This is a genomic window from Sulfitobacter litoralis (assembly GCF_900103185.1).
Classification (GTDB): domain Bacteria; phylum Pseudomonadota; class Alphaproteobacteria; order Rhodobacterales; family Rhodobacteraceae; genus Sulfitobacter; species Sulfitobacter litoralis.
In genome coordinates this window covers 113,236-132,921 of record NZ_FNJD01000003.1, presented here as the reverse complement: position 1 = coordinate 132,921, position 19,686 = coordinate 113,236, and the positions used below count along the sequence as shown (strand labels likewise).

17 protein-coding genes are annotated in these 19,686 nt (G+C 59.6%); 6 read left to right on the top strand and 11 right to left on the bottom strand.

From position 1 onward, the window contains the following. The first annotated feature begins 70 nt into the window (after positions 1–70). Entirely contained in the window at positions 71–1,363 is a 1,293-nt protein-coding gene (gene pncB / locus BLQ98_RS04035) for a nicotinate phosphoribosyltransferase (protein WP_093732061.1), read from the top strand. Between the two features lie 85 nt (positions 1,364–1,448). Here the strand turns inward: pncB and BLQ98_RS04030 are convergent, their stop codons facing one another. The 6 genes from BLQ98_RS04030 to BLQ98_RS04005 all read right to left on the bottom strand — a co-directional run bounded on the left by BLQ98_RS04030 (position 1,449) and on the right by BLQ98_RS04005 (position 6,827). Further along, positions 1,449–1,982: a nicotinate phosphoribosyltransferase gene (locus tag BLQ98_RS04030; RefSeq protein WP_093732060.1), complete on the bottom strand. Its 534-nt coding sequence runs from the start codon at positions 1,980–1,982 to the stop codon at positions 1,449–1,451. 197 nt (positions 1,983–2,179) lie between these two features. Further along, positions 2,180–2,602 (bottom strand): alternative ribosome rescue aminoacyl-tRNA hydrolase ArfB, encoded by a 423-nt coding sequence (gene arfB / locus BLQ98_RS04025; RefSeq protein ID WP_093732059.1) that lies wholly within the window; start codon positions 2,600–2,602, stop codon positions 2,180–2,182. 331 nt (positions 2,603–2,933) lie between these two features. Then, a complete protein-coding gene (locus BLQ98_RS04020) occupies positions 2,934–3,554 on the bottom strand; it encodes a queuosine precursor transporter (protein ID WP_093732058.1) in 621 nt (206 codons plus the stop codon). Between the two features lie 92 nt (positions 3,555–3,646). After that, entirely contained in the window at positions 3,647–4,513 is an 867-nt protein-coding gene (locus tag BLQ98_RS04015) for an esterase-like activity of phytase family protein (protein WP_093732057.1), read from the bottom strand. A 2-nt stretch (positions 4,514–4,515) separates the two neighbouring features. After that, the gene (gene mepA, locus BLQ98_RS04010; protein ID WP_093732056.1) at positions 4,516–5,457 is read right to left on the bottom strand and encodes a penicillin-insensitive murein endopeptidase; all 942 of its coding nucleotides are present in this window, start codon (positions 5,455–5,457) and stop codon (positions 4,516–4,518) included. Beyond that, positions 5,454–6,827 carry an MFS transporter gene (locus tag BLQ98_RS04005; protein ID WP_093732055.1) on the bottom strand — a complete coding sequence of 458 codons (1,374 nt, stop codon included), beginning with the start codon at positions 6,825–6,827 and terminating at the stop codon, positions 5,454–5,456. Before BLQ98_RS04005 ends, mepA begins: the two co-directional genes overlap by 4 nt. A gap of 195 nt (positions 6,828–7,022) precedes the next feature. Here BLQ98_RS04005 and BLQ98_RS04000 point away from each other — a divergent pair, with 195 nt between their 5' ends. From BLQ98_RS04000 to yaaA, 4 genes are all read left to right on the top strand, one after another. Then, the gene (locus BLQ98_RS04000) at positions 7,023–7,355 is read left to right on the top strand and encodes a BLUF domain-containing protein (protein WP_093732054.1); all 333 of its coding nucleotides are present in this window, start codon (positions 7,023–7,025) and stop codon (positions 7,353–7,355) included. A 104-nt stretch (positions 7,356–7,459) separates the two neighbouring features. Beyond that, positions 7,460–7,747, top strand: a complete 288-nt coding sequence (locus BLQ98_RS03995) for a YggT family protein (protein WP_093732053.1) — start codon at positions 7,460–7,462, stop codon at positions 7,745–7,747. A 109-nt stretch (positions 7,748–7,856) separates the two neighbouring features. Continuing rightward, a complete protein-coding gene (gene recQ, locus BLQ98_RS03990) occupies positions 7,857–9,902 on the top strand; it encodes a DNA helicase RecQ (RefSeq protein ID WP_093732052.1) in 2,046 nt (681 codons plus the stop codon). 29 nt (positions 9,903–9,931) lie between these two features. Beyond that, positions 9,932–10,711 carry a peroxide stress protein YaaA gene (gene yaaA, locus BLQ98_RS03985; protein WP_093732051.1) on the top strand — a complete coding sequence of 260 codons (780 nt, stop codon included), beginning with the start codon at positions 9,932–9,934 and terminating at the stop codon, positions 10,709–10,711. Here yaaA and BLQ98_RS03980 read toward each other — a convergent pair. Continuing rightward, complete coding sequence (locus tag BLQ98_RS03980) at positions 10,696–12,534, bottom strand: response regulator (RefSeq protein WP_244148367.1); 1,839 nt, start codon at positions 12,532–12,534, stop codon at positions 10,696–10,698. The two genes, yaaA and BLQ98_RS03980, sit on opposite strands and share 16 nt — an antisense overlap. Positions 12,535–12,573: 39 nt before the next feature. On the opposite strand from BLQ98_RS03980, the gene BLQ98_RS18425 reads away from it, so the two are divergent. Continuing rightward, positions 12,574–12,831 carry a hypothetical protein gene (locus BLQ98_RS18425; protein WP_244148366.1) on the top strand — a complete coding sequence of 86 codons (258 nt, stop codon included), beginning with the start codon at positions 12,574–12,576 and terminating at the stop codon, positions 12,829–12,831. Positions 12,832–12,945: 114 nt separating this feature from the next. Here BLQ98_RS18425 and BLQ98_RS03975 read toward each other — a convergent pair whose 3' ends face one another. Genes BLQ98_RS03975 through BLQ98_RS03960 form a run of 4 tightly spaced genes read right to left on the bottom strand, consistent with a single transcriptional unit; the run spans position 12,946 to position 19,632 of the window. Beyond that, the gene (locus BLQ98_RS03975) at positions 12,946–14,988 is read right to left on the bottom strand and encodes a hypothetical protein (RefSeq protein ID WP_093732049.1); all 2,043 of its coding nucleotides are present in this window, start codon (positions 14,986–14,988) and stop codon (positions 12,946–12,948) included. Beyond that, positions 14,985–17,747 (bottom strand): DUF4159 domain-containing protein, encoded by a 2,763-nt coding sequence (locus BLQ98_RS03970; protein ID WP_093732048.1) that lies wholly within the window; start codon positions 17,745–17,747, stop codon positions 14,985–14,987. Before BLQ98_RS03970 ends, BLQ98_RS03975 begins: the two co-directional genes overlap by 4 nt. Next, complete coding sequence (locus BLQ98_RS03965) at positions 17,744–18,628, bottom strand: DUF58 domain-containing protein (protein ID WP_093732047.1); 885 nt, start codon at positions 18,626–18,628, stop codon at positions 17,744–17,746. Before BLQ98_RS03965 ends, BLQ98_RS03970 begins: the two co-directional genes overlap by 4 nt. Next, positions 18,625–19,632 carry an AAA family ATPase gene (locus BLQ98_RS03960; protein ID WP_093732046.1) on the bottom strand — a complete coding sequence of 336 codons (1,008 nt, stop codon included), beginning with the start codon at positions 19,630–19,632 and terminating at the stop codon, positions 18,625–18,627. Before BLQ98_RS03960 ends, BLQ98_RS03965 begins: the two co-directional genes overlap by 4 nt. Positions 19,633–19,686: the final 54 nt, after the last annotated feature.

The following is a 19,686-nucleotide window of genomic DNA, read 5'->3' as shown; positions in this document are numbered from 1 at the left end:
GTCAGCGGCAATTCCCTTGCCCGTCCAAGATGGATGGGCCACAAACACACCGCCTAAGGGAGCTTTAACCATGGTCGACATTGCAAGCCGCGTCTGGAACCACAAGTGGAAGATCGACCCGATTGTGCGGTCCCTGATCGATACGGATTTCTATAAGCTATTGATGTGTCAGTCGGTTTTCCGCAACAAGCCGGAAACGCAGGTCACCTTTAGCCTGATCAACCGGTCCAAACACATCCCGCTGGCAGATTTGATCGACGAAGGCGAGCTGCGCGAACAGCTGGATCACATCCGGTCCCTTTCGCTTAGCCGCGGTGAAAGCACATGGCTGCGGGGCAATACCTTTTACGGCAAACGCCAGATGTTCCGCCCCGATTTCATGGAATGGTTCGAAGGGTTGCGCCTGCCGCCCTACCACCTTGAACGCAAGGGCGACCAGTACGAGCTGACATTCGAAGGGTCGTGGCCCGAGGTGATGCTATGGGAAATTCCCGCCCTCGCGGTATTGATGGAACTGCGCAGCCGCGCCGTGCTGGATCGCATGGGCCGGTTCGAGCTGCAGGTGCTCTATGCGCGCGGCATGACCCGTGTCTGGGAAAAGATCGAAGCTTTGCGGGATATACCCAACCTGTCGATCGCTGATTTCGGCACCCGTCGCCGTCATTCATTCCTGTGGCAAGACTGGTGCGTGCAGGCCATGCAAGAAGGCTTGGGCAGTGCCTTCACCGGCACATCGAACTGCAAAATCGCCATGAGCCGCGAGGTCGAAGCGATCGGCACGAACGCGCATGAGCTGCCGATGGTCTATGCCGCATTGGCAAAGGACGATGCCGCGCTGGCCCAAGCGCCCTATGATGTTCTGCAAGACTGGCACGAGGAACACGAAGGCAATCTGCGCATCATTCTGCCCGACACCTATGGCACCAAAGGGTTCTTGGACAACGCCCCTGACTGGCTCGCGGGTTGGACAGGCATCCGTGTGGATAGCGGCGATCCGGCGGTCGCGGCGCAAACGGCGATTGATTGGTGGAAGTCCCGTGGCGAAGACCCCAGCGAAAAGCGTGTGATTTTCAGCGATGGTCTGGATGTTGCCAAGATCAAGGAACTGCACCGCCAGTTTGAGGGCAAGGTCAAAGCCTCGTTTGGCTGGGGCACCTTGCTGACCAATGATTTTCGCGGGCTTGTGCCGGATGACGCGCTCGCCCCGTTCTCTCTGGTATGCAAAGCGGTCGAGGCGAACGGGAACCCTACGGTCAAACTGTCGGACAACCCGAACAAGGCCATGGGTCCGCAATCAGAGATCGACCGCTACAAACGTGTCTTTGGCGTCGGTGATCAGACCGCGCAAAAAGTCATCGTCTGATCCACACGCGAAAGGGGCCGGTGGTTTCCCACCGGCCCCTCTGCCTTATGCCTCCCGCAGAATGCGGGGCATATCGTCGGTCGGGTTAGCTCCGGTCGTCAACGATCAGTGTCAGCCCACCCATGCCATTACCGCGCACGGCGACAACGTCTTCGGACGCAAAACCTTCGGCTTCCAGGTCTGCGCTCAGGTCAGTGTTGGCAGCGACAGAGGCGCGCATATCGTCAACAGCCTCGGCCTGTGCATCCAGCGCTTCGTCGAGGGCGGTGGTGGTGCCTTGCTTGGATGCCTTCAGTTCTGACACGGTCACGACATCCAGTTTGGCATCGGTATCAAACGCGTCAATTTCGGCTTTGGTTTGCGTGTCGGTCTCTGCACCAGCGCGCAGTTCCTGGATCAACTGACCATAATTTTCTTTTGCCGTTTTACCGGTCTTGGCGACAGTATCTTTAGCATCATTCATGGTGGAACCAGTGGATAGTGAACCTGATGCACCAACATCTGCATTAACACCCGAGCTTACATCAGCAGCGCTGCCTACGGAAGTTTGAGCCATCGCCGCAGTAGAAACGCCAGTGGCCATCAGGGTCGCGATAAGTGTCGTTGTTGTAAGTTTCATCTGAGTTCTCCTTAGATTTACTAACGACATTGCTTGAATGTCTGTCAGGGGAACACGGGCCAAAGCTGATCCGTTCCAATGGCTGATCTGCCCTGTGGCGGCGATCTGCCGACACAGGGTTGATACCGGCAAGAACCGGCGAAATGGTATATCTGTTTAAAAGTTGATGGAACGTCTGCAGCCATGGGCAGACAAAGTTATTCTGGCGGATCAACCCGTCCGCGCAGCGATTTAACTTCGCCTCGGGTCTTTTTTGCCTTTAACCGGCGCTTTTTCGATCCCAGCGTGGGCCGTGTCGCAATGCGCCTCTTTGGCGGTTTCAGCGCAGCGGTAATCAGGTCCTTTAGCCGTTCCCGAACAATTTCGCGGTTGCGCACCTGACTGCGGGTTTCGTCGCATTGCAGCACCAACGCGCCTTCGGTTTTCCAACGCCTGCCTGCCAATCGCCGTAAACGGTTCTTAACAGGGGGCGGTATGGACGGGGACGTCGCGGCCTCGAACCGAAGCTCCACCGCGCTGGATACTTTGTTCACATTCTGGCCGCCTGGCCCCGAGGCCCGCATAAAGCTTTCTGATAGCTCCCAGTCCTGAATGGAAATGTCGTCGTTGATCCGCAGCATCACGCTCTCCTTCGTGGCAACTATCGCATCGCCTGCACCCGAGGGAAAGACCCGCACCCGCATGCGAAAAGGGCCGCCCCGGTGAGGAGCGGCCCAATCGAATGGTTTACGGAGGTGGGATCGGTTAGATCAGCGATCCACCTAGGCTGTTTCAACCGCCAGGGGCTGCCCTAACGGGATACCTCCCAAGCTGTTCCGACACCTCGCTCCAATACCGTTCTTGACACTGGATCACCTCCTTTACATTTGTTGAACTCACTTGAAGACTGGCACAGTAAATCGAAAACACAAAATGTTTTTTACGCCAGTCGGGGTCCGAGAGGTGTGGCCTTTAGCTGCGGGGCAGCAATTGGGCGGTGATAATGCGGAACGGGATCAGCGCGATCAGCGCGATGCCCAGCTTCACAGACCAATCCGCAACTGCCAGCGACACCCACAGAGGTGCCACCGGGCCACTGCCGAGCAAAGGCAGCATTTCCGAGGCCCAAGAGACGTCGGTCGCGGGGTGTAGGAATGTTAGGACGCCGGAAAACGAGATCGAGAAAAACAGCATGGTATCAAGCGTGCTGCTAACCAAAGTGCTGGCCAAAGGTGCGCGCCACCATTTGCCATCACGCAGCGCAGAGAAGATCGCCACATCGACCAATTGCGCCACAAGAAACGCCACCCCGGACCCGATCGCGATGCGCAAGGTCACTAGTGGCCCGAATTCGCCCATGATCTGCGTCCCGATCAAAGAGCAAGCGAGACCAACGACAAAGCCAACCAGCACCACCCGCCGCGCAGCGTCTTTTCCGTAAACGCGGTTCATCACATCGGTGACCAGAAACGCCAGCGGATAGGTGAACGCGCCCCATGTCAGCCATTGGCCAAACAGGAATTGAACAAGGATATTGGAGGCCACAACAATGGCGGCCATAGCAAGAATGCCGGGAAGATAGGTGCGTGTCATATTTGAACCGTTTTGTGCAAGGGTGCGGCGACTTGGCCTGCGGGGATCGCAGACAGTCATGCGTTGTAGGGATCGCATGCCATTCGCGCAAGCTATTGTGTGATCGTCAGCTCGATAACCTGGGTTTGCTGCACTGATAGGAAATTATCGTCTGAAATCATCGTCACACGCGTACGCCCGACACCATCGCGCCAAACGGTCAGCGCCTCGAGGTTGTCATACCGTGCAGGCAAGGTTTGCAACAAGGTCACGGCGGAGGTCTGGTCGCCCGCCAGTTCGATCCGCCGCAATCGGGTGCGAAACCCCAGCGGGGTAACCGTTCGCTCAAGTAAATATAGCCGACCTTCATCGTCGAAATCGGCACCGACAGGCACGAACGGGCTGTCTTTTTCAAGGTAGGCGGCAATGCTCCACGCGTCGTTTTGATACTTATACAGCGGTATTTGATTGCTGCGCGTATCCTCCGGCAGTGCGTACAGCGACCCTTCGGCATCCACTGCCAGTGCCTCGAAGCCAGCATTCTCCCTTAGCAATGCACCTTGGGGCGGGGCAATTATTTGCTCGGTCGTACCATCGGCTAGATTTGTGCGCGCGATACGGTGCTGCCCCTCGTAGCTGATAAAGATGCTACCATCGGGCGCAATCGCCAGCCCTTCGGCATCAGCATGGGGTTTGTCCATTACCGCACCTTTTTGATCACGCAGGGCAACCGAATGTATCACCTCTAAGCCCGTCAACGTGCCAAGCGCATCCCGCGCCAGGTCGGCCACCATGATACGCCCGCGGTCGCTGATGACAGTCATTTGTTTGCCGTCCGCGCGCATTTCGACACCCGACAGACCGCCGAACCAGGGGGCGTCGTTATCCCAATCCAGCTGCGTGTGATGCACGATCGGGCCATTTGCGCCCGCTGCAAGCGCAGCGGAGGCAAAGCCAAGGGCAAAGAGGATCTGTAGCAAGTTTAGTTCGAATCCAGCACAGATTGGCACTGCGCAGGCAGATCCGCGAGCAACAGTTCACGCTTTGGTTTTGCCTTGGTCTTTGGCGCGTTAGGGGTCGGCGCGGGCGGGTTCAGGATATTCGCCTGCCATTGACGTGCATCCGCGCAGCCGTCGCCTGCGGGGGGCGGATCCTGGTTAACGCAACCAGTTGCGCCTTTCGGGCAGCTCAGCCGGACGTGGAAGTGATAGTGGTGCCCGTACCAAGGGCGAATTTTGCGCAGCCAGCTCCGGTCCCCCTTTTCATCGGCGCACATCTGCACCTTGGCACCGGGGAACACAAAGATACGCGCAACACGCGGATCGGATGCGGCGGCCTTGAGCACCTGATGGTGCTGCGGCGTCCAGCTGCTGTTCACATAGGCACCGCTGGCCCGGCGCATCGAGATGGACGAAATGTTTTCGCGCTGCGACCGGCTAAGCGACAGCGAATTAGGGGGGAGCATCCAAATATCCGCGTCCAAACCCATCTGGTGACTGGCGTGCCCGGTCAGCATCGGCCCGCCACGCGGCTGGCTGATATCGCCGACATAGATTCCTTCCCAACCGGGTTGCTGCGCTGCCTTTGCACTAAGCTGTTTGATGTAATCGATCATCTCTGGGTGGCCCCAGTTGCGGTTGCGCGACAGGCGCATTGCTTGCCAGGTTGGCCCGGTTTCGGCCAGCTGCTGTCCCCCTGCGACGCAGCCCTTGGCATAGCTGCCGTAGGCGGCGGAAGACTGCCGAGAGCCATCGGATTTCGCGCCGAAAAGCTTCTTTGCTTGAATGTTGCTGCGCGCACCACCCGACGATCCGATGGTTGGCAGGACTTTGGATGCCTCTGCATTCGGCTTGGACGAAGACCCGCCGCAGGCCGCCAGGGCAAGGGCCAGCACGGTACAAGTGAGGAATCGGGACAGGATCATTTGGCGAAATCTCCGTTGGGTTTTACCCAGATTAACAGAACCAGACCGATGATGAACAGCCCCACAACGGGGGCGATCCCGATCCGCTGGTTGCCCGACAGGTCGCTGGCGACAGCGATCAAAGCCGGTGCCAAAAACGATGTAGCTTTGCCCGACAATGCGTAAAGGCCAAATGCCTCGGTCATGCGATCGGGGTTGCCCTGACGGGTCAACATATTGCGCGACGAGGCCTGCAACGCCCCCCCCGCTGCCCCGATCAGCGCACCGGCGATGTAGAAGGCGATGTCGGGCACAGCAGACCCTTCGGCCAGCGCGACTCCCATAATCGAGCTAGGGGTCAGCGAGATAATCAGCACAGCCGTGGCGATTAGGATCAGACAGCAGGTCACGATAACGGGCATCGGCCCAATCGCGCGATCCACACGCCCCCCGACCCAAGAGAACACCGCGCCGGAAATCGCCGCGAGTATCCCAAAGACCCCGATATCAATAATGCTCCAGTTCAAGACACCAAGCGCATATATCCCACCGAACGTGTACATTCCGTTAAGGGCATCGCGATAAAACATCGATGACCCCAGATAGGCCAGAAGCGAAGGATGGCGCGGCAGGTTCTTGAGCGTGACCCAAAGATCCGCCAACCCTTTGCCCACCCGGTAGCGCGCGGCATCTTTGACGGGTGTATCGCGCACATATAAAAAGAAAGGGATCATGAAAACGGCGTACCAGATCGCTGTTAACGGGCCGACAATGCGGGTGTCAGCCTTGGTCGCCGGATCAAGCCCGAACAGCGGGCTTAGCCCTGCCATCGTGCGCCCCGTGCTACCCGCCTGAAAAAGCGCGATCATCACGATCAGCGCCAGAACACCGCCGACATAGCCAAACGCCCAGCCCGACCCCGACAGCCGCCCGCGTTCGCCGGGGTCAGGGTGCAGCTCGGGCAGGTAAGAGTTGGTAAATATTGTCGCGAACTCCATCCCGATCAAGCCGATACCGAAAAAGAACAACGCCCAAATAACTGAGAAATCCTGCGGTGCCGTCCACCAAAGCGCGCCAGATCCCACGACATACAGTGCAGAAAATAGCCATATCCACGGCATCCGCTTGCCTGTTGAATCCGCAACCGCCCCAAGCGTGGGTGCCAGGATCGCAATAAGGATGCCCGCAGCCGTCAGGCCATACCCCCAATAGGCTTGCGCCTGCGCCTTGGCGGCCTCGAGCGCCATACCACCCTCGACCAGATTTGCCGTCGCCGTTTGGGCGAAATAGGGGCCGAAAATGAACGTCAAAAGGAGCGTGTTGTAGGGCTGGCTGGCCCAGTCAAAGAAGTACCAGCCCCAGATCTTCTTTCGCGCTGATGTGGCTGCCATGACTGCTCTCTCCTGTTTCAAGCGACGGTAGTGCAGCAACAGGGCGCGACGCAAGTCTGCGAATGGCTCTCCCGCGTAGCGGGAAGGGCGTTTTGATATGTCCTATGACATTCGAACAGGGTCGCTTTTCAAAAGCCTTTTGATTAAAGAAGATCAAGAACAATGCCCCGTTAAGATATTTTTAGGAGACCCTATATGGCGATGATCCGGCTTCTCTATTTCAGCACCGCAGTTCCATCCGTTTCCAAAGCCGATGTCGCAGAAATATTTACCATCGCGGTGCGTGAAAACGAAAAGCACAGCGTCACGGGGGCCTTGGCATATAACGGGCGCAACTTCTGTCAGGTGCTGGAAGGCGAAGAAGCTGACGTACATCGGCTGATCGAAAATATCCGCAATGACGCGCGGCACAGCGGCTTTAAAATCCTCGATGAAAAACAGATCGAAACCCGGCATTTCGCCGATTGGTCGATGCTGAAAGTCGATAGTCTGGATTTCTCTGTCGTCATCAACGCGATGCAAGCGTAAAATAATGCGAATTCGACAAGGGCGAAGGGGCCAAGGCCATGCCGCTCTTGTTCTTTGACGCGGGCGCACCTACGTTCGCGCTGTGCAATGAAAGGCCCCCCCCTATGACATCCCTGTTTCAGATCTTGATGCTCTTGCTGAACATCGTTTGGTTCATCATTATCGCGCATGTCATCATGAGTTGGCTGATTAATTTTCAGGTTTTAAACCTTCGTCAACCTTTGGTGGCGCAAGTTTGGGATGGGCTCAATCGCTTGCTGGAGCCCGTCTACGGTCGCGTTCGTAGCATTCTGCCCCAGATGGGCGGGCTTGACCTTGCGCCGTTGGTTGTGCTGATCGCGGTCGCTGTTCTACGGATTCTGCTGATCAACAACGCTGCAATGTTCTACTAATCGGGCATCTGCTGGGGTCTTGGCCCTGCCGGACGCACGGGCAGGGATTGTCCCCTGCCCGCGACTATGAGATTCTGCATGCTGCAGGTTAGATACGGTTGGGTTTTTCATGTCAGGCGCTGCCACGCTACTTCGTGATGTCTTTGGGTTCGATGGCTTCCGTCCCGGTCAGCAAGAGATCGTAGAGGCGGTGACCGCCGGTGAAAATACACTGGCGATTATGCCGACCGGCGGTGGTAAATCCCTGTGTTTCCAGATGCCTGCGTTGCTGCGGGATGGGGTGACAGTCGTTATATCTCCGCTCATTGCGTTGATGCGTGATCAGGTACGCGCCTTGCAAGAGCTTGGCGTTGGGGCCGGGGCGCTGACCTCGGGTAACACGCCCGAAGAAACCGATGCGGTGTGGGAAGGGCTCGAAGCGGGGACGCTCAAGCTGTTGTATATGGCACCCGAACGGCTCGCCGCGGGGTCAGTCACCGGCATGTTAAAGCGTGTCGGCGTGTCATTGATCGCTGTGGACGAGGCGCATTGCGTCAGCCAGTGGGGCCATGATTTTCGTCCCGACTATCTGCGCATTGGTGAATTGCGACGTACGCTGGATGTGCCGCTGGCCGCCTTTACCGCGACGGCGGATGCCGAAACCCAAGCCGAGATCATCCAGAAGCTTTTTGACGGCACCCCGCCACGCGCTTTCCTGCGCGGATTTGACCGCCCTAATATCCACCTGGCCTTTGCTGCCAAGAATGGACCGCGCGCGCAGATTTTGAACTTTGCCAGCGCGCGTAAAGGGCAGTCGGGCATCGTCTATTGCGGCACTCGTGCAAAAACCGAAGGGCTTGCCAAGGCGCTGCGCGACGACGGGCATCTGTCTTTGCATTATCACGGCGGGATGGAAGCAGACGACCGCCGCACGGCAGAACGCCGCTTTCAACAAGAGGACGGGCTGATCGTCGTGGCGACCGTGGCCTTTGGCATGGGGATCGACAAACCGGACATTCGGTGGGTCGCCCATGCCGATCTGCCCAAATCCATTGAAGCTTACTATCAAGAGATTGGTCGCGCGGGTCGCGACGGTGCCCCGGCTGAAACGCTTACGCTGTTTGGTCCCGATGACATCCGTTTGCGGCGCAGTCAGATTGACGAAGGGCTGGCCCCACCCGAACGGCGCGCTGCGGATCATGCCCGATTGAACGCCCTATTGGGGCTTGCGGAAGCGCTGGAATGTCGTCGCCTGAACCTGCTGAAATATTTCGACGAAAGCGACGTGACTTGCGAAAATTGTGACCTCTGCGACTCTCCTGTGGACGTGTTCGACGGCACCACGGCGGTCCGCAAGGCGCTGTCGGCGATGCTGCGCACCGAGGAATGGTTCGGCGCCGGTCATTTGATCGACATTCTGCTTGGCAATGAAACGGACAAAATCCGCGAGCGCGGGCATAGCGATTTGCCGACCTATGGGGTGGGCAAGGAATATGACAAACGCGAATGGCAGGCCGTGTTCAGACAAATGATGGGCCACGATCTCGTGCGCCCTGACGCGGCGCGCCACGGTGCGTTGCGGATGACCGATGCCGCGCTGCCCATTCTACGCGGCGAGGCGTCTATTTCTCTGCGCCGCGACAGTATTCGTGCCGCCGCAGCGCAGCGCCGCCCTGCGGTCAAAGCAATGGTCAGCGACGAAGATGCGCCACTGCTGTCGGCGCTCAAGGCGAAACGTCGGGGGCTCGCAGAGGCCGCGAAAGTGCCCGCATACATCATTTTTAATGACCGCACGCTGATCGAGATGGCCGAGAAACGGCCAGCGACATTGGACGCGATGGCGCGTATCGGCGGTGTTGGGGCGAAAAAGCTCGAGAACTTCGGCGGTGCGTTTCTAGAGGTAATCAACGGCGCTGCGGCCGAAATGCACCCGTCGCGCCGCAAGCTGGCAGGGCGGGCCGCGGGGTCCGTCTTTGATCAGCTGCAAGAAGTCCAAACCACGCTGTCACGGGGCGCGAACGGCGGCGAAAAACCCCTGAGCTGCTCGACGTCGTTACTGGCGAAAGTGGCGCAACTTCACGCGCCGAACCTCGATGCAATAGCGCGTATTCTGGGCGAGAAGCGAACTGAAAGGTTTGGCCCCGCATTTCTGGACGTCCTGCAGCAAGCGGGCTAGCTCTTGCCGCGACCAAATAAGGAAGACCTATGCTGACCGTCATATCTCCTGCCAAAAAAATGGACTGGACCCCCCGCACCGTCAAGATGACGACGCCCGATTTGCACGATGATGCCGTGGCTTTGGTCAAGGTGGCCCGCGCGCTGAGCGTTGGTGATCTGCAATCATTGATGCACCTGAGCGAAAAACTGGCCCAGCTGAATAGCGATCGGTTCGCCTCGTTCGAAGAAAACCCTACCCCTGATACTGTGCGCCCCGCCGCATTTGCCTTTGCCGGCGACACCTACCAAGGGCTCGAGGCGACCAGTTTGGACTCCGATGAAGTGAGCTATGCGCAGGATCATCTGCGAATACTGTCGGGGCTTTATGGCGTACTGCGCCCCTTGGATGCAATTCAGGCCTACCGGCTTGAAATGGGCAGCCGGTTGAAGACGCCGCAGGGTAAATCGCTGTACGATTACTGGGGCGCGCGTTTGTCCGATGCGTTGAACCAGCAGGCAGAGCGGACCAACAGCAGGTTTCTGGTGAACTGCGCCAGTCAGGAATATTTTGGCGCGGTCGACCTGAAGGCGCTGGCCCCCGCTGTCGTGACGCCACAGTTCATGGAAGATAAATCTGACGGCAAAGGTCCAAAAATTGTCAGCTTCTACGCCAAGAAAGCGCGTGGTGCGATGGCGAGGTTCATTGTACAGAACCGGCTTTGCGACGCGGATGCGATCAAGGATTTTGATATCGGCGGGTATGCGTGGCAACCAGATATGTCCACGCTGGAAAAACCCATTTTTGTGCGTCCCTATCCCACCAACTGACCCTCCAGCGGGAAGGCCGAGGGGGGGCAGTACCGTTCCAATAGTGTCACGATCTCCGCCTTGCGTAACGGTTTCGTAAGGAAATGATCCAGACCGGCGGCTAGGATATTGTCCTTCTCGTCCTGAATGACATGAGCGGTCAGGGCGACAATAGGACAGCTGTCGCACGCCCCATTCTCTAACGCGCGAATGGCTGAGGCGGCCTCTTTTCCGTTCATTTTCGGCATGGATATATCCATGAAGACCAGATCAGGCTGGAAGGATTCAAACAGGTTAACTGCATCCTCTCCATCGACGGCGAGCTGTAAGTCAATGTTCAGCCGTTGAAGCATCTTGCGCAGCACGAGCCGGTTGGTTTTATTATCTTCCGCGGCGAGAACCCGCATCGGGCGGGTGCCGGTCGTCGAGGGTGAGGCTTTCGATAGCTCCGCCAGCAGATCGGTGATGTTGATCGGATTTTTCATAATCCGGCGCAAACGCACGCCGCCCGCATTTTCCCGGATTGAATCTGGAGTTTCGCTGTATAAAATCACCTCTGTCGCGGAGAGACGCGCCTGAACGGCGCGCGCAAATTCAAGCCCGTCCATATCAGGCAAGATCTGATCAACAAGAACCAGATCCACACTGTCATCCAAGGTTGCCAATCCGCCTGCGCCGGTGGTGCATGTGGTGACCCGTACCCCAATATGTTCCAGGTTGCGCTGAAGAATGGACCGGCAGATCGTTTCCGTTTCGACGATCAGAATGTGTCGGAGAAACGCAGGCGGCATCAGGGTCGGCATCGCCGCGTCCACTTGCACTTTTAGGGGAAGTTCGAACCCGAAGCAGGACCCCACCTCCGGCTCGGACGTGACCCATATCTCGCCGTTCATTAACTGCACCAACCGTTGGCAAATCGCCAGCCCCAGACCGGCCCCTTCTGCAGTCGGGCTCGGCTCGCTGCTGGCCTGGGTGAATTCCCCCATGATATGACCGATGATATCAGGGGAGATTCCGATGCCTGTATCCTCGATAGAGACTTTTATCAGCACGTTGTCAGAGTCACGGTCCGGCAGACCCGTGGCCCGAATAAGAATATGCCCGTTTCGCGTAAACTTCACCGCATTTCCCACGAGATTTGTCAGCACCTGTCGAATGCGCCCGGCATCCCCGATCAATTTTCGTGGCAGGAAGAGGTCAAAATCCAAAGCGAGGTCCAGTCCCTTCTGAACTGCCAGCGGTTGCAGCAGCAGCAATACCTCTTGGAAAACGTGTTCTAGATCAAAGGGGGCGGGGTGGATGCTGAGCTGGTCTGCTTCGATCCGGGAAAAGTCCAACACGTCGTTGATAATCACCAATAGTGCTTCGCCAGAGGTTTTAATTGTGTCGACATACAACCGCTGGTCCTGCGTCAGCACGGTGTCGCCAAGCACATCTGTCATTCCGACGATCCCGTTCATCGGAGTGCGTATTTCATGGCTCATCTTGGCTAGAAACAAGGATTTAGCACTGTTGGCAGCCTCAGCCGTGGCACGGGCGTCGACCAACTGCCGCTGATGCGCGACGCTGTCGGTAATATCGCGGGCGAGTGAAACGGTGTCACCACCTTTGCCGCGTTGATCGACGATTTTGATGTAAGCGCCGTTCCAGAGCTTTACGATGATCGGTTCCGGTGCTCTTTGCTGTGACCGCAGTATCATCTTGGCGCGCCATTCCTCAGGCGTGTTTCGACCGATGTTAATGATCCCCTCTTCGGTGAGGATGCGCAGGATGGTCGAATAGCTGACGCCGGGCCGGATAACGTCGACACCGTCAAACACCGCGAGATAGGATCGGTTCGCCATAATCATTTCGCTGTGCTTATTAAAAAAGGCAAAGCCGTCATGGATGGTTTCAATCGAATGCCACAGGCGTCTCTCTGTCAGTTCAACCTGTTCCCGCGCTGCGCAAAGATCGGACATGACGCGTTGGTTTTTATATCGAATATTTTCGACCTCCGCCCGTGTCTCGGAGATTTCTTCACTTACGCGTTGGGCGTGCTGATCAAGTTTTCTTTGGGCGGCACAAAGCTCCGCCTGCTTTCTTTCAAGCCTTGCTTCCGCCTGTTCACGGCGGCGGCGTTCTTGCACAAGCCTATCTGACGTTTTCATCCAACGCTCCGAATCCTCCTTGTCTGCACAGGAGAATGAAGCATTGCAGGTGAATAACTGCTTAACCGGTTCAGCGTTTTACACGCAATATGCGCGGTTTCGTGGTTAACGTTGTCCTTCGCGCAGCCATGCCGCAAGGATCAGCGCACTGCCAAGCAAAAGAACAAGCCACGCCGGAAGGATCGGCATCTGGCGCACGTCCCGCGTTTCATAGGCATTCCGAGGTGTGAGCCCAATCCATCCACGACCCGCAGCGGGGCGACCGACACGTACCTCTCGGATACGGGGCAGACCCTCTTCGATCCGCGCGACGCCGCCGCGTGCGGGGGCCAGTACGGGGGCCAGCGTTTCATCGCTCGCGATCGTTTCGACAAACTCTTTCGGGGCGGCAGGGCCCAAGCCGATCACGGCACTTTGGTCACCATTTTCAAGCCGATATAGCCCAATCTCCGGCCCATCGTACTCGCCTTCGAATACGCCGGGAGATGTGGGTGACAGTGCAAGCTGCGCGGTGCTGCCATCGGGATTGGTGATGGTGACAGATGGAATTTCATCGCCAAGGGTACGGCGGGTGATGCGCATGGTCTGGCCATCGGCGTTCGCGGTCAGCGCCTCTTCTTCCAGCTCTGGTTCCTTCATCATCCAGTGGGCTAGACGTCGCAACAGTTCAAGCTGCGGCCCCCCACCTTCATAGCCGCGGTTCCAAAGCCACGCATGATCCGATGCCATCAGCGCAACGCGCCCTTCTTCGACACGGTTCAGGATCAACAGCGGTCGGTCGCCTTCGCCCGTCATCACGACATCTCCCAAGGGGTCCGTCACGTCGATCTGCCGCAGCCAGCGGCCCCATGTGTCCTGTTCGGGCAAGCCGCTGGTGACCGGATGGCGGTGGCCCAGTTCAGAGACCAAAGGGCGGTACGGCTGTTCGATCACCCGCGCGGTAGGCGTGGCGGGCAGCACGTCTCCCAATGGGGACCGATAGATGCTGTCGGCACTGGCGAAATCCGCGCCGGCTGCGACCAGTACGGCCCCGCCGCCGCGCACATAATTCGCGACGTTTTCCAGATACAGCGACGGTAGGATGCCGCGTCGTTTATAGCGGTCAAAGATAATCAGATCGAAATCCTCGATCTTTTCCATGAACAATTCGCGGGTGGGAAAGGCGATCAGGGACAGTTCGTCCACCGGCACGCCATCCTGTTTTTCGGGCGGACGCAGGATCGTGAAATGCACCAGATCGACAGAACTGTCGGATTTCAGTAGGTTGCGCCATGTGCGCCCGCCCTGGTGCGGTTCGCCGCTGACCAGCAGAACGCGCAGCCGGTCCCGCACGCCGTTGATCTGGATCAGCGCAGCGTTGTTACGGTCGGTCAGCTCTCCTTTGGCTTCGGGCAGCGAAAACCGGATGACGTTGCGGCCGCCGTGGGGCAGGGTCACGGGCAGTTCGAGATCTTGCCCCACGGGTACGCGGAAGGTTTGCGGCGGCTCCCCGTCGACCGAGATTTCAAGCGGGGCCAGCGCGTCTTTTTGCGGGGCGGCACCAAGGTCGTCGATGCGCAGGGTCAGGATTACCGGTTCGCCGATGATGGCAAAGGCAGGGGCGTTGCGTACGGACAGGCGGCGATCCCAATCGCTTTGCTTTCCGGTCATCAGCAGGTGCATCGGCGCGGGCAGATCCACAGGTAGATCAGCGTCATGGATACGTCCGTCGCTCAGTGCCAGAATCCCAGCGATACGGGCGCGCGGTTCTTCAGCCAGCACCTCTGATAGCGCAGTCATCAGCTGCGTACCGCTGTCCCCTTCGCTGTCCGGCACGGTCACGCGGCGCAGTTCGGTGTTGTCGCGGGTCGCGATCTGGGCGGCCAGCGTATCCGCGGCAGTGCTGGTTTGTGCAGGGCGATCCGCGAGTTTCTGACTGGCGCTTGCGTCTTCCAGCATCACGACAATATCCGTGAGCGGCGCACGATCTTCTTGTTGGACAGAGGGGCCGGCGAGGGCCGCAAGAATAACGACCATCGCCGCCCCGCGTAGCGCCCAACCCTGCAACCCGCGCAGCACTGCCAAGGCCACGGCGGCCAGCGCCAGCGCTGCAACCACCGCCAATAATGGCAAAGGGATGAGCGGATCGAATATAATGCTCGACGTCATTGGCCCAACCTGTCCAGCAGCGCAGGCACATGGACCTGATCGGATTTATAGTTACCGGTCAGCACATGCATGACCAGATTGACGCCAAACCGATATGCCAATTCGCGTTGACGTTCCCCCGCAAAGCCGCGCCCGATGGGTACCATCGGGGCACCGTTCGGCGACACGGCCCAAGCCGCGGCCCAATCGTTGCCGCCAATCACAACCGGGCTGACGCCATCGTTGAGATTGCGAAATGGCATTCCTTCTACCTGCTCAGCATCGGGGGCCGATGCCTCTACCCACAGATCGCGCCCGCTGTGCCGTCCGGGGAAGTCCTGCAGCAGATAGAACGTGCGGGTCAGAACGTGATCCGCAGGCAGGGGCTCTAGCGGCGGGATGTCCAGCGGGGCGGCGAGGTCTTGCAGCTTGCGGCCATTGGGGCTGGCGGCTCCGAATCCCGCGATATTCGCATCACGCGTGTCAAACAGGATCATCCCGCCGGACCGCAAATAGGTGTTCAGCTTGGTATAGGCCGCATCCGAAGGGCGGGGCTGCTCTGGCGTGATGGGCCAATAAAGCATGGGGAAGAACGCAAGCTCGTCCCGTTCGAGATTGACGCCGATGGGATTGGCGGGTTCAACCGACGTGCGGAAATAGAGCGTATCCGACAGCCCACGCAATCCGGCATCTGACATCTCGTCGACCGACGCGTTGCCGGTGACTACATAGGCCAGCGTCATCTCTGCCGTGGCGTTGAGGGCAAAGCTGTCGTCTGCCTGCGCATCAGCCTGCGTCGGCCCATAGATCAGCGCGGCAAGGATCAGACCTGCGGCATTGCTGTGTTTCAGAAGCCGCCCAGACAGGGACAGCGACGCGACAACATCGGCCAGCAACAGCAGAATCGACAGCGACAACAGCCATCCGGCAAGCGGCCGTTCATCCACGACATCAAGCCCGCGCACTGGCACGTCCGCAGGCCACGTTGCAGGCCCAAGCGTGGTATCAGCCACCACCACGTTGCGCGCAATACGCCTTTCGCCAGAGGCATAGACCCCCGGCTGCAAATTCGGCCCCGCAGGGGCATCCGCCAGATCAGCGCCATCCACACCCGGCAGCGTGCCCGCGTCGGACAACGTGCCGAACCCGTCCATTACCCGCAGGGGTGTCCACGTCGTCCCTTGCAGCTCCGAGGCCTCGATACCGGCTGAAGATGAAGAAATCGCTAACCGTTCCATCATCTGCACAAATAGCCCCGACAGCGGCAGCGTTGACCATTCGGCTGTAGCGGTTACGTGAAACAAGATGATCTGCCCCTGACCCAGTTGCTTGCGTGTGACGAGCGGCGTGCCATCGCTGAGCGCCGCGATCACGCGGTCCGACAGGGTGGGATCGGGCTGTGCGACGACCTGCGCGGATACAGTCACATCCTCCGGTATTTCCAATCCGAAAAACGGAGAGGTTTCGCGGAAAGCATCGAGTGTTTTAGGGGCTCCCCAGCTCATCGCGCCGCCAACGCTTCGGCCGCCAGACCGCAGGCGCACGGGCATCAGCGGGTCTTCGGTGTCGCGGCTGATATCGCTGGCGGCAATGCGTGGCCCAGCAAAACGGACCAACATCCCGCCCGCTTCGATCCAGTCGAGCAGCGGTGCCTGTTCTGCCTCGGACAGGGTCGCGATATCGGCCAGCACGATCACATCGGGGTTGGCGGGCAGCACATCGCCAAGCGCGCCGTCAATCAGATCGGCGGCGGGGGCCAAGGCTTGCTCGATATAATGTAGCGGCGACAGCAGCTCTAGCCCCTCGCGGTTCTCGCGCCCGGCAATCAGCCCGACCTCGCGCCGCCGCAACGCATCGTCCACAAGCGTTGTCGCCCCGGCCGAGCGTTGGCCTGCAATGTCAAACCGGGTGATCCGGGCGCGCAGTTCAGCGGGGAGCGACAGGGCGGCGGTGGCCTGCGTCGATCCCGCTTCGAATGTGGCGGGCACACTGGCGAGGGTGCGCATATTCCCCGCCGGATCGCGGCCCTGTGCATTGATTGTCACGGCACGTTCGGCAGTGGGCAGGGCGCGTTTGACGGTAAGGGTGATCGCCCCGTCCTCATAGGTTGCGGGCGCCATCGCCAGCACATCGGCGCCGGTCTGGTACACCTCTACGCTGCCCTGATTCTGTAACGCCTCAAGCATCGCATCGCGCCCGTCATAGGCGAGCCCGTCACTGAACCAAACCGTATCGAACCCGCCCAGTGTGTTGGTAATCTCAATCGCGCGGTCGATATCGGTGGGGGCGGGTTGCCATGGTGCGGGCTTGAACCCGGCCAGCCGGCTGCGCCCTGCGTCGGCAGACTGAAAGGCGGGTGCCTCTGGTCGGGTGAGGGTCAGGAAGCCAACGGTGCGTCCGGCGCGCGCCGCACGGGTCAGCTGCGCCTCGAGCGCTTCGGTTTGTTGCGGCCAACGGGTAGCACCCGCCCACGACCCGTCAAGTACGATCAGCAGCGGGCCGGTGCCTTGGGTCTGTTCCTCTTGCGGGTTCAGGATAGGTCCAGCCAGCCCGATAATCAGCGCCGCCACGGCAAGCATGCGCAAAAACAGCAGCCACCACGGCGTGCGGTCCGACACGCTTTCGGCATCGCTGAGGCCGAGTAAAAGCGCCACGCCGGGAAAACGGCGGCGGATCGGCGCAGGTGGCACAGCCCGCAAGATCAGCCACAGGATCGGCAGCGCCAGAAGCGCAAGCAGCATCCAAGGCGCGGTAAAACCGATACCCCCGAACACGGTCATGCCGCCCCCCCGCTGCGCGTATCCAGCGCACCATACAGCCACAGCAGTGCCGATTGCGCCGTGCTGTCAGTGTGGTGCAGCCCGTACTGCCAGCCGGTCAGGGCGCAAAGTTGCTGCAGCTCTGCCTTACGTTCGGCGAGCCGTTCAAGATAGCGGTGTTTCAGGTCGTTCGCCTTCAACGTTTCATGACGCAAGGTGCCGCCGACGCTTTCAAAGATGGTGCGGCCGGTAAACGGGAAGGCCTCTTCCGAGGGGTCAAGCACATGGAGCAACACGCCCCGCACGCCGCGGTCGGCGGCCTTGGTCAGGGCCGTGGCGACCCCCGCAAGATCGCCCATGAAGTCAGAGATAAATACAGCCCGCGCTTGGGGGATCATGGCACGGTGCTCGGGCGGCGCATAATCCGCGGCGTCGTCCTGACACAGCGCTTCGGCAAGTCGCAAAATCTGGGGCCTGCCCGACCGCGGAGGCAGGGCGCTGCCGGTCAGGCCGACGCGTTCACCGCCCCGTCGCAGCAAAACCGCCAGCGCCAGTCCCAGCAGCCGTGCGCGGTCAGCTTTCTGGTCCAGCGCGGCGGTCGAGGCAAAGCGCATCGAGGCCCCCTGATCGACCCAGAGCATGACGGACTGCGCGATCTGCCATTCGCGTTCGCGCACAAATTCGTGGTCCCCCATCGCCGAACGCCGGTGGTCAATGCTGCGCCGACTGTCGCCGACCTGCGCCGGCCGGTATTGCCAGAAGTCATCCCCCACCCCTGCGCGACGACGTCCATGCGCGCCCAGCAGAACCGCGCCGGCCAGATGCTCTGCACGGGCCAGCAGCGCGGGCAAACGGGCCGCTTGCTCCTCGGATCGGATGCGAAGGGTTTCGGGGCTGTTCACGCCGCGGCCTTTTTCCCGATCAGGCTGGCCGTGGTTGTGTCGATCAACGTGTTCAGGCTGTCACCCCGTGCGCGCGCGGCAAAGTTCAGTGCCATTCGGTGCATCAAAACGGGGCGGGCCATATCAATCACATCCTCGGCCGAAGGGGCCAACCGCCCTTGCAGCAAGGCGCGCGCCCGCACGGTCAACATCAACGCCTGCGCAGCACGGGGGCCGGGGCCCCACGCCACGGTATCGCGCACGTGTCGGCTGGCGTCGGGACCGTCAGGGCGGAAGGCGCGGACCAGATCAAGGATCAGCTCGACCACGGATTCACCGACCGGCATCTGCCGCAGCAGCGTTTGCGCGGCCAGCAGCTCTGACGTGGTAAACACAGCCGTGGCCTGCGCATCGGTATCGCCCGTGGTCGCCATTAGGATATCGCGTTCTGTATCGCGGTCGGGATAGGCGACGTCGATCTGCACGAGGAAACGATCAAGCTGGGCCTCGGGCAGCGGGTAGGTGCCCTCTTGTTCAATCGGATTCTGGGTGGCGAGCACGTGAAACGGATGCCCCAAGGCGCGGTCCTGTCCAGCGACGGTCACAGTTTTTTCCTGCATCGCCTGCAACAACGCGGATTGAGTGCGCGGCGAGGCGCGGTTGATCTCGTCCGCCATCAGCAGTTGGCAAAAAATCGGGCCTTCGACAAAACGGAATGCGCGGGTGCCGTCGGCGGCGGTGTCCAGCACCTCTGACCCCAGAATATCGGCAGGCATCAGATCGGGCGTGAACTGGACCCGATTGCCATCCAACCCCATCACTGTGCTGAGCGTTTCGACCAACCGCGTCTTGCCCAGTCCTGGCAGACCGATCAGCAACCCGTGCCCGCCACACAGCAGCGCCGTCAGTGTCAGATCAACGACCCGCTCCTGTCCGATAAAGCGCCGGTTGATCGACGCCTTGGCCTCGGCCAGCTTTTCGCCAAGCGTCTCGATTTCTGCTACCATATCGCGGGCTTGGGTCATGACTTTTGCGTCCTTGGGGTTATATCAGTTAGATGTAAGTGTATCGTGTGAACA

Bases quoted from the DNA above. Each gene is read 5' to 3' on its own strand.
- pncB (WP_093732061.1), top strand. From the start codon at position 71: ATGGTCGACATTGCAAGCCGCGTCTGGAACCACAAGTGGAAGATCGAC.
- BLQ98_RS04030 (WP_093732060.1), bottom strand. From the start codon at position 1,982: ATGAAACTTACAACAACGACACTTATCGCGACCCTGATGGCCACTGGC.
- arfB (WP_093732059.1), bottom strand. From the start codon at position 2,602: ATGCTGCGGATCAACGACGACATTTCCATTCAGGACTGGGAGCTATCA.
- BLQ98_RS04020 (WP_093732058.1), bottom strand. From the start codon at position 3,554: ATGACACGCACCTATCTTCCCGGCATTCTTGCTATGGCCGCCATTGTT.
- mepA (WP_093732056.1), bottom strand. From the start codon at position 5,457: ATGATCCTGTCCCGATTCCTCACTTGTACCGTGCTGGCCCTTGCCCTG.
- BLQ98_RS04005 (WP_093732055.1), bottom strand. From the start codon at position 6,827: ATGGCAGCCACATCAGCGCGAAAGAAGATCTGGGGCTGGTACTTCTTT.
- BLQ98_RS04000 (WP_093732054.1), top strand. From the start codon at position 7,023: ATGGCGATGATCCGGCTTCTCTATTTCAGCACCGCAGTTCCATCCGTT.
- BLQ98_RS03995 (WP_093732053.1), top strand. From the start codon at position 7,460: ATGACATCCCTGTTTCAGATCTTGATGCTCTTGCTGAACATCGTTTGG.
- recQ (WP_093732052.1), top strand. From the start codon at position 7,857: ATGTCAGGCGCTGCCACGCTACTTCGTGATGTCTTTGGGTTCGATGGC.
- yaaA (WP_093732051.1), top strand. From the start codon at position 9,932: ATGCTGACCGTCATATCTCCTGCCAAAAAAATGGACTGGACCCCCCGC.
- BLQ98_RS03980 (WP_244148367.1), bottom strand. From the start codon at position 12,534: ATGGCGAACCGATCCTATCTCGCGGTGTTTGACGGTGTCGACGTTATC.
- BLQ98_RS18425 (WP_244148366.1), top strand. From the start codon at position 12,574: ATGGATGGTTTCAATCGAATGCCACAGGCGTCTCTCTGTCAGTTCAAC.
- BLQ98_RS03975 (WP_093732049.1), bottom strand. From the start codon at position 14,988: ATGACGTCGAGCATTATATTCGATCCGCTCATCCCTTTGCCATTATTG.
- BLQ98_RS03970 (WP_093732048.1), bottom strand. From the start codon at position 17,747: ATGACCGTGTTCGGGGGTATCGGTTTTACCGCGCCTTGGATGCTGCTT.
- BLQ98_RS03960 (WP_093732046.1), bottom strand. From the start codon at position 19,632: ATGACCCAAGCCCGCGATATGGTAGCAGAAATCGAGACGCTTGGCGAA.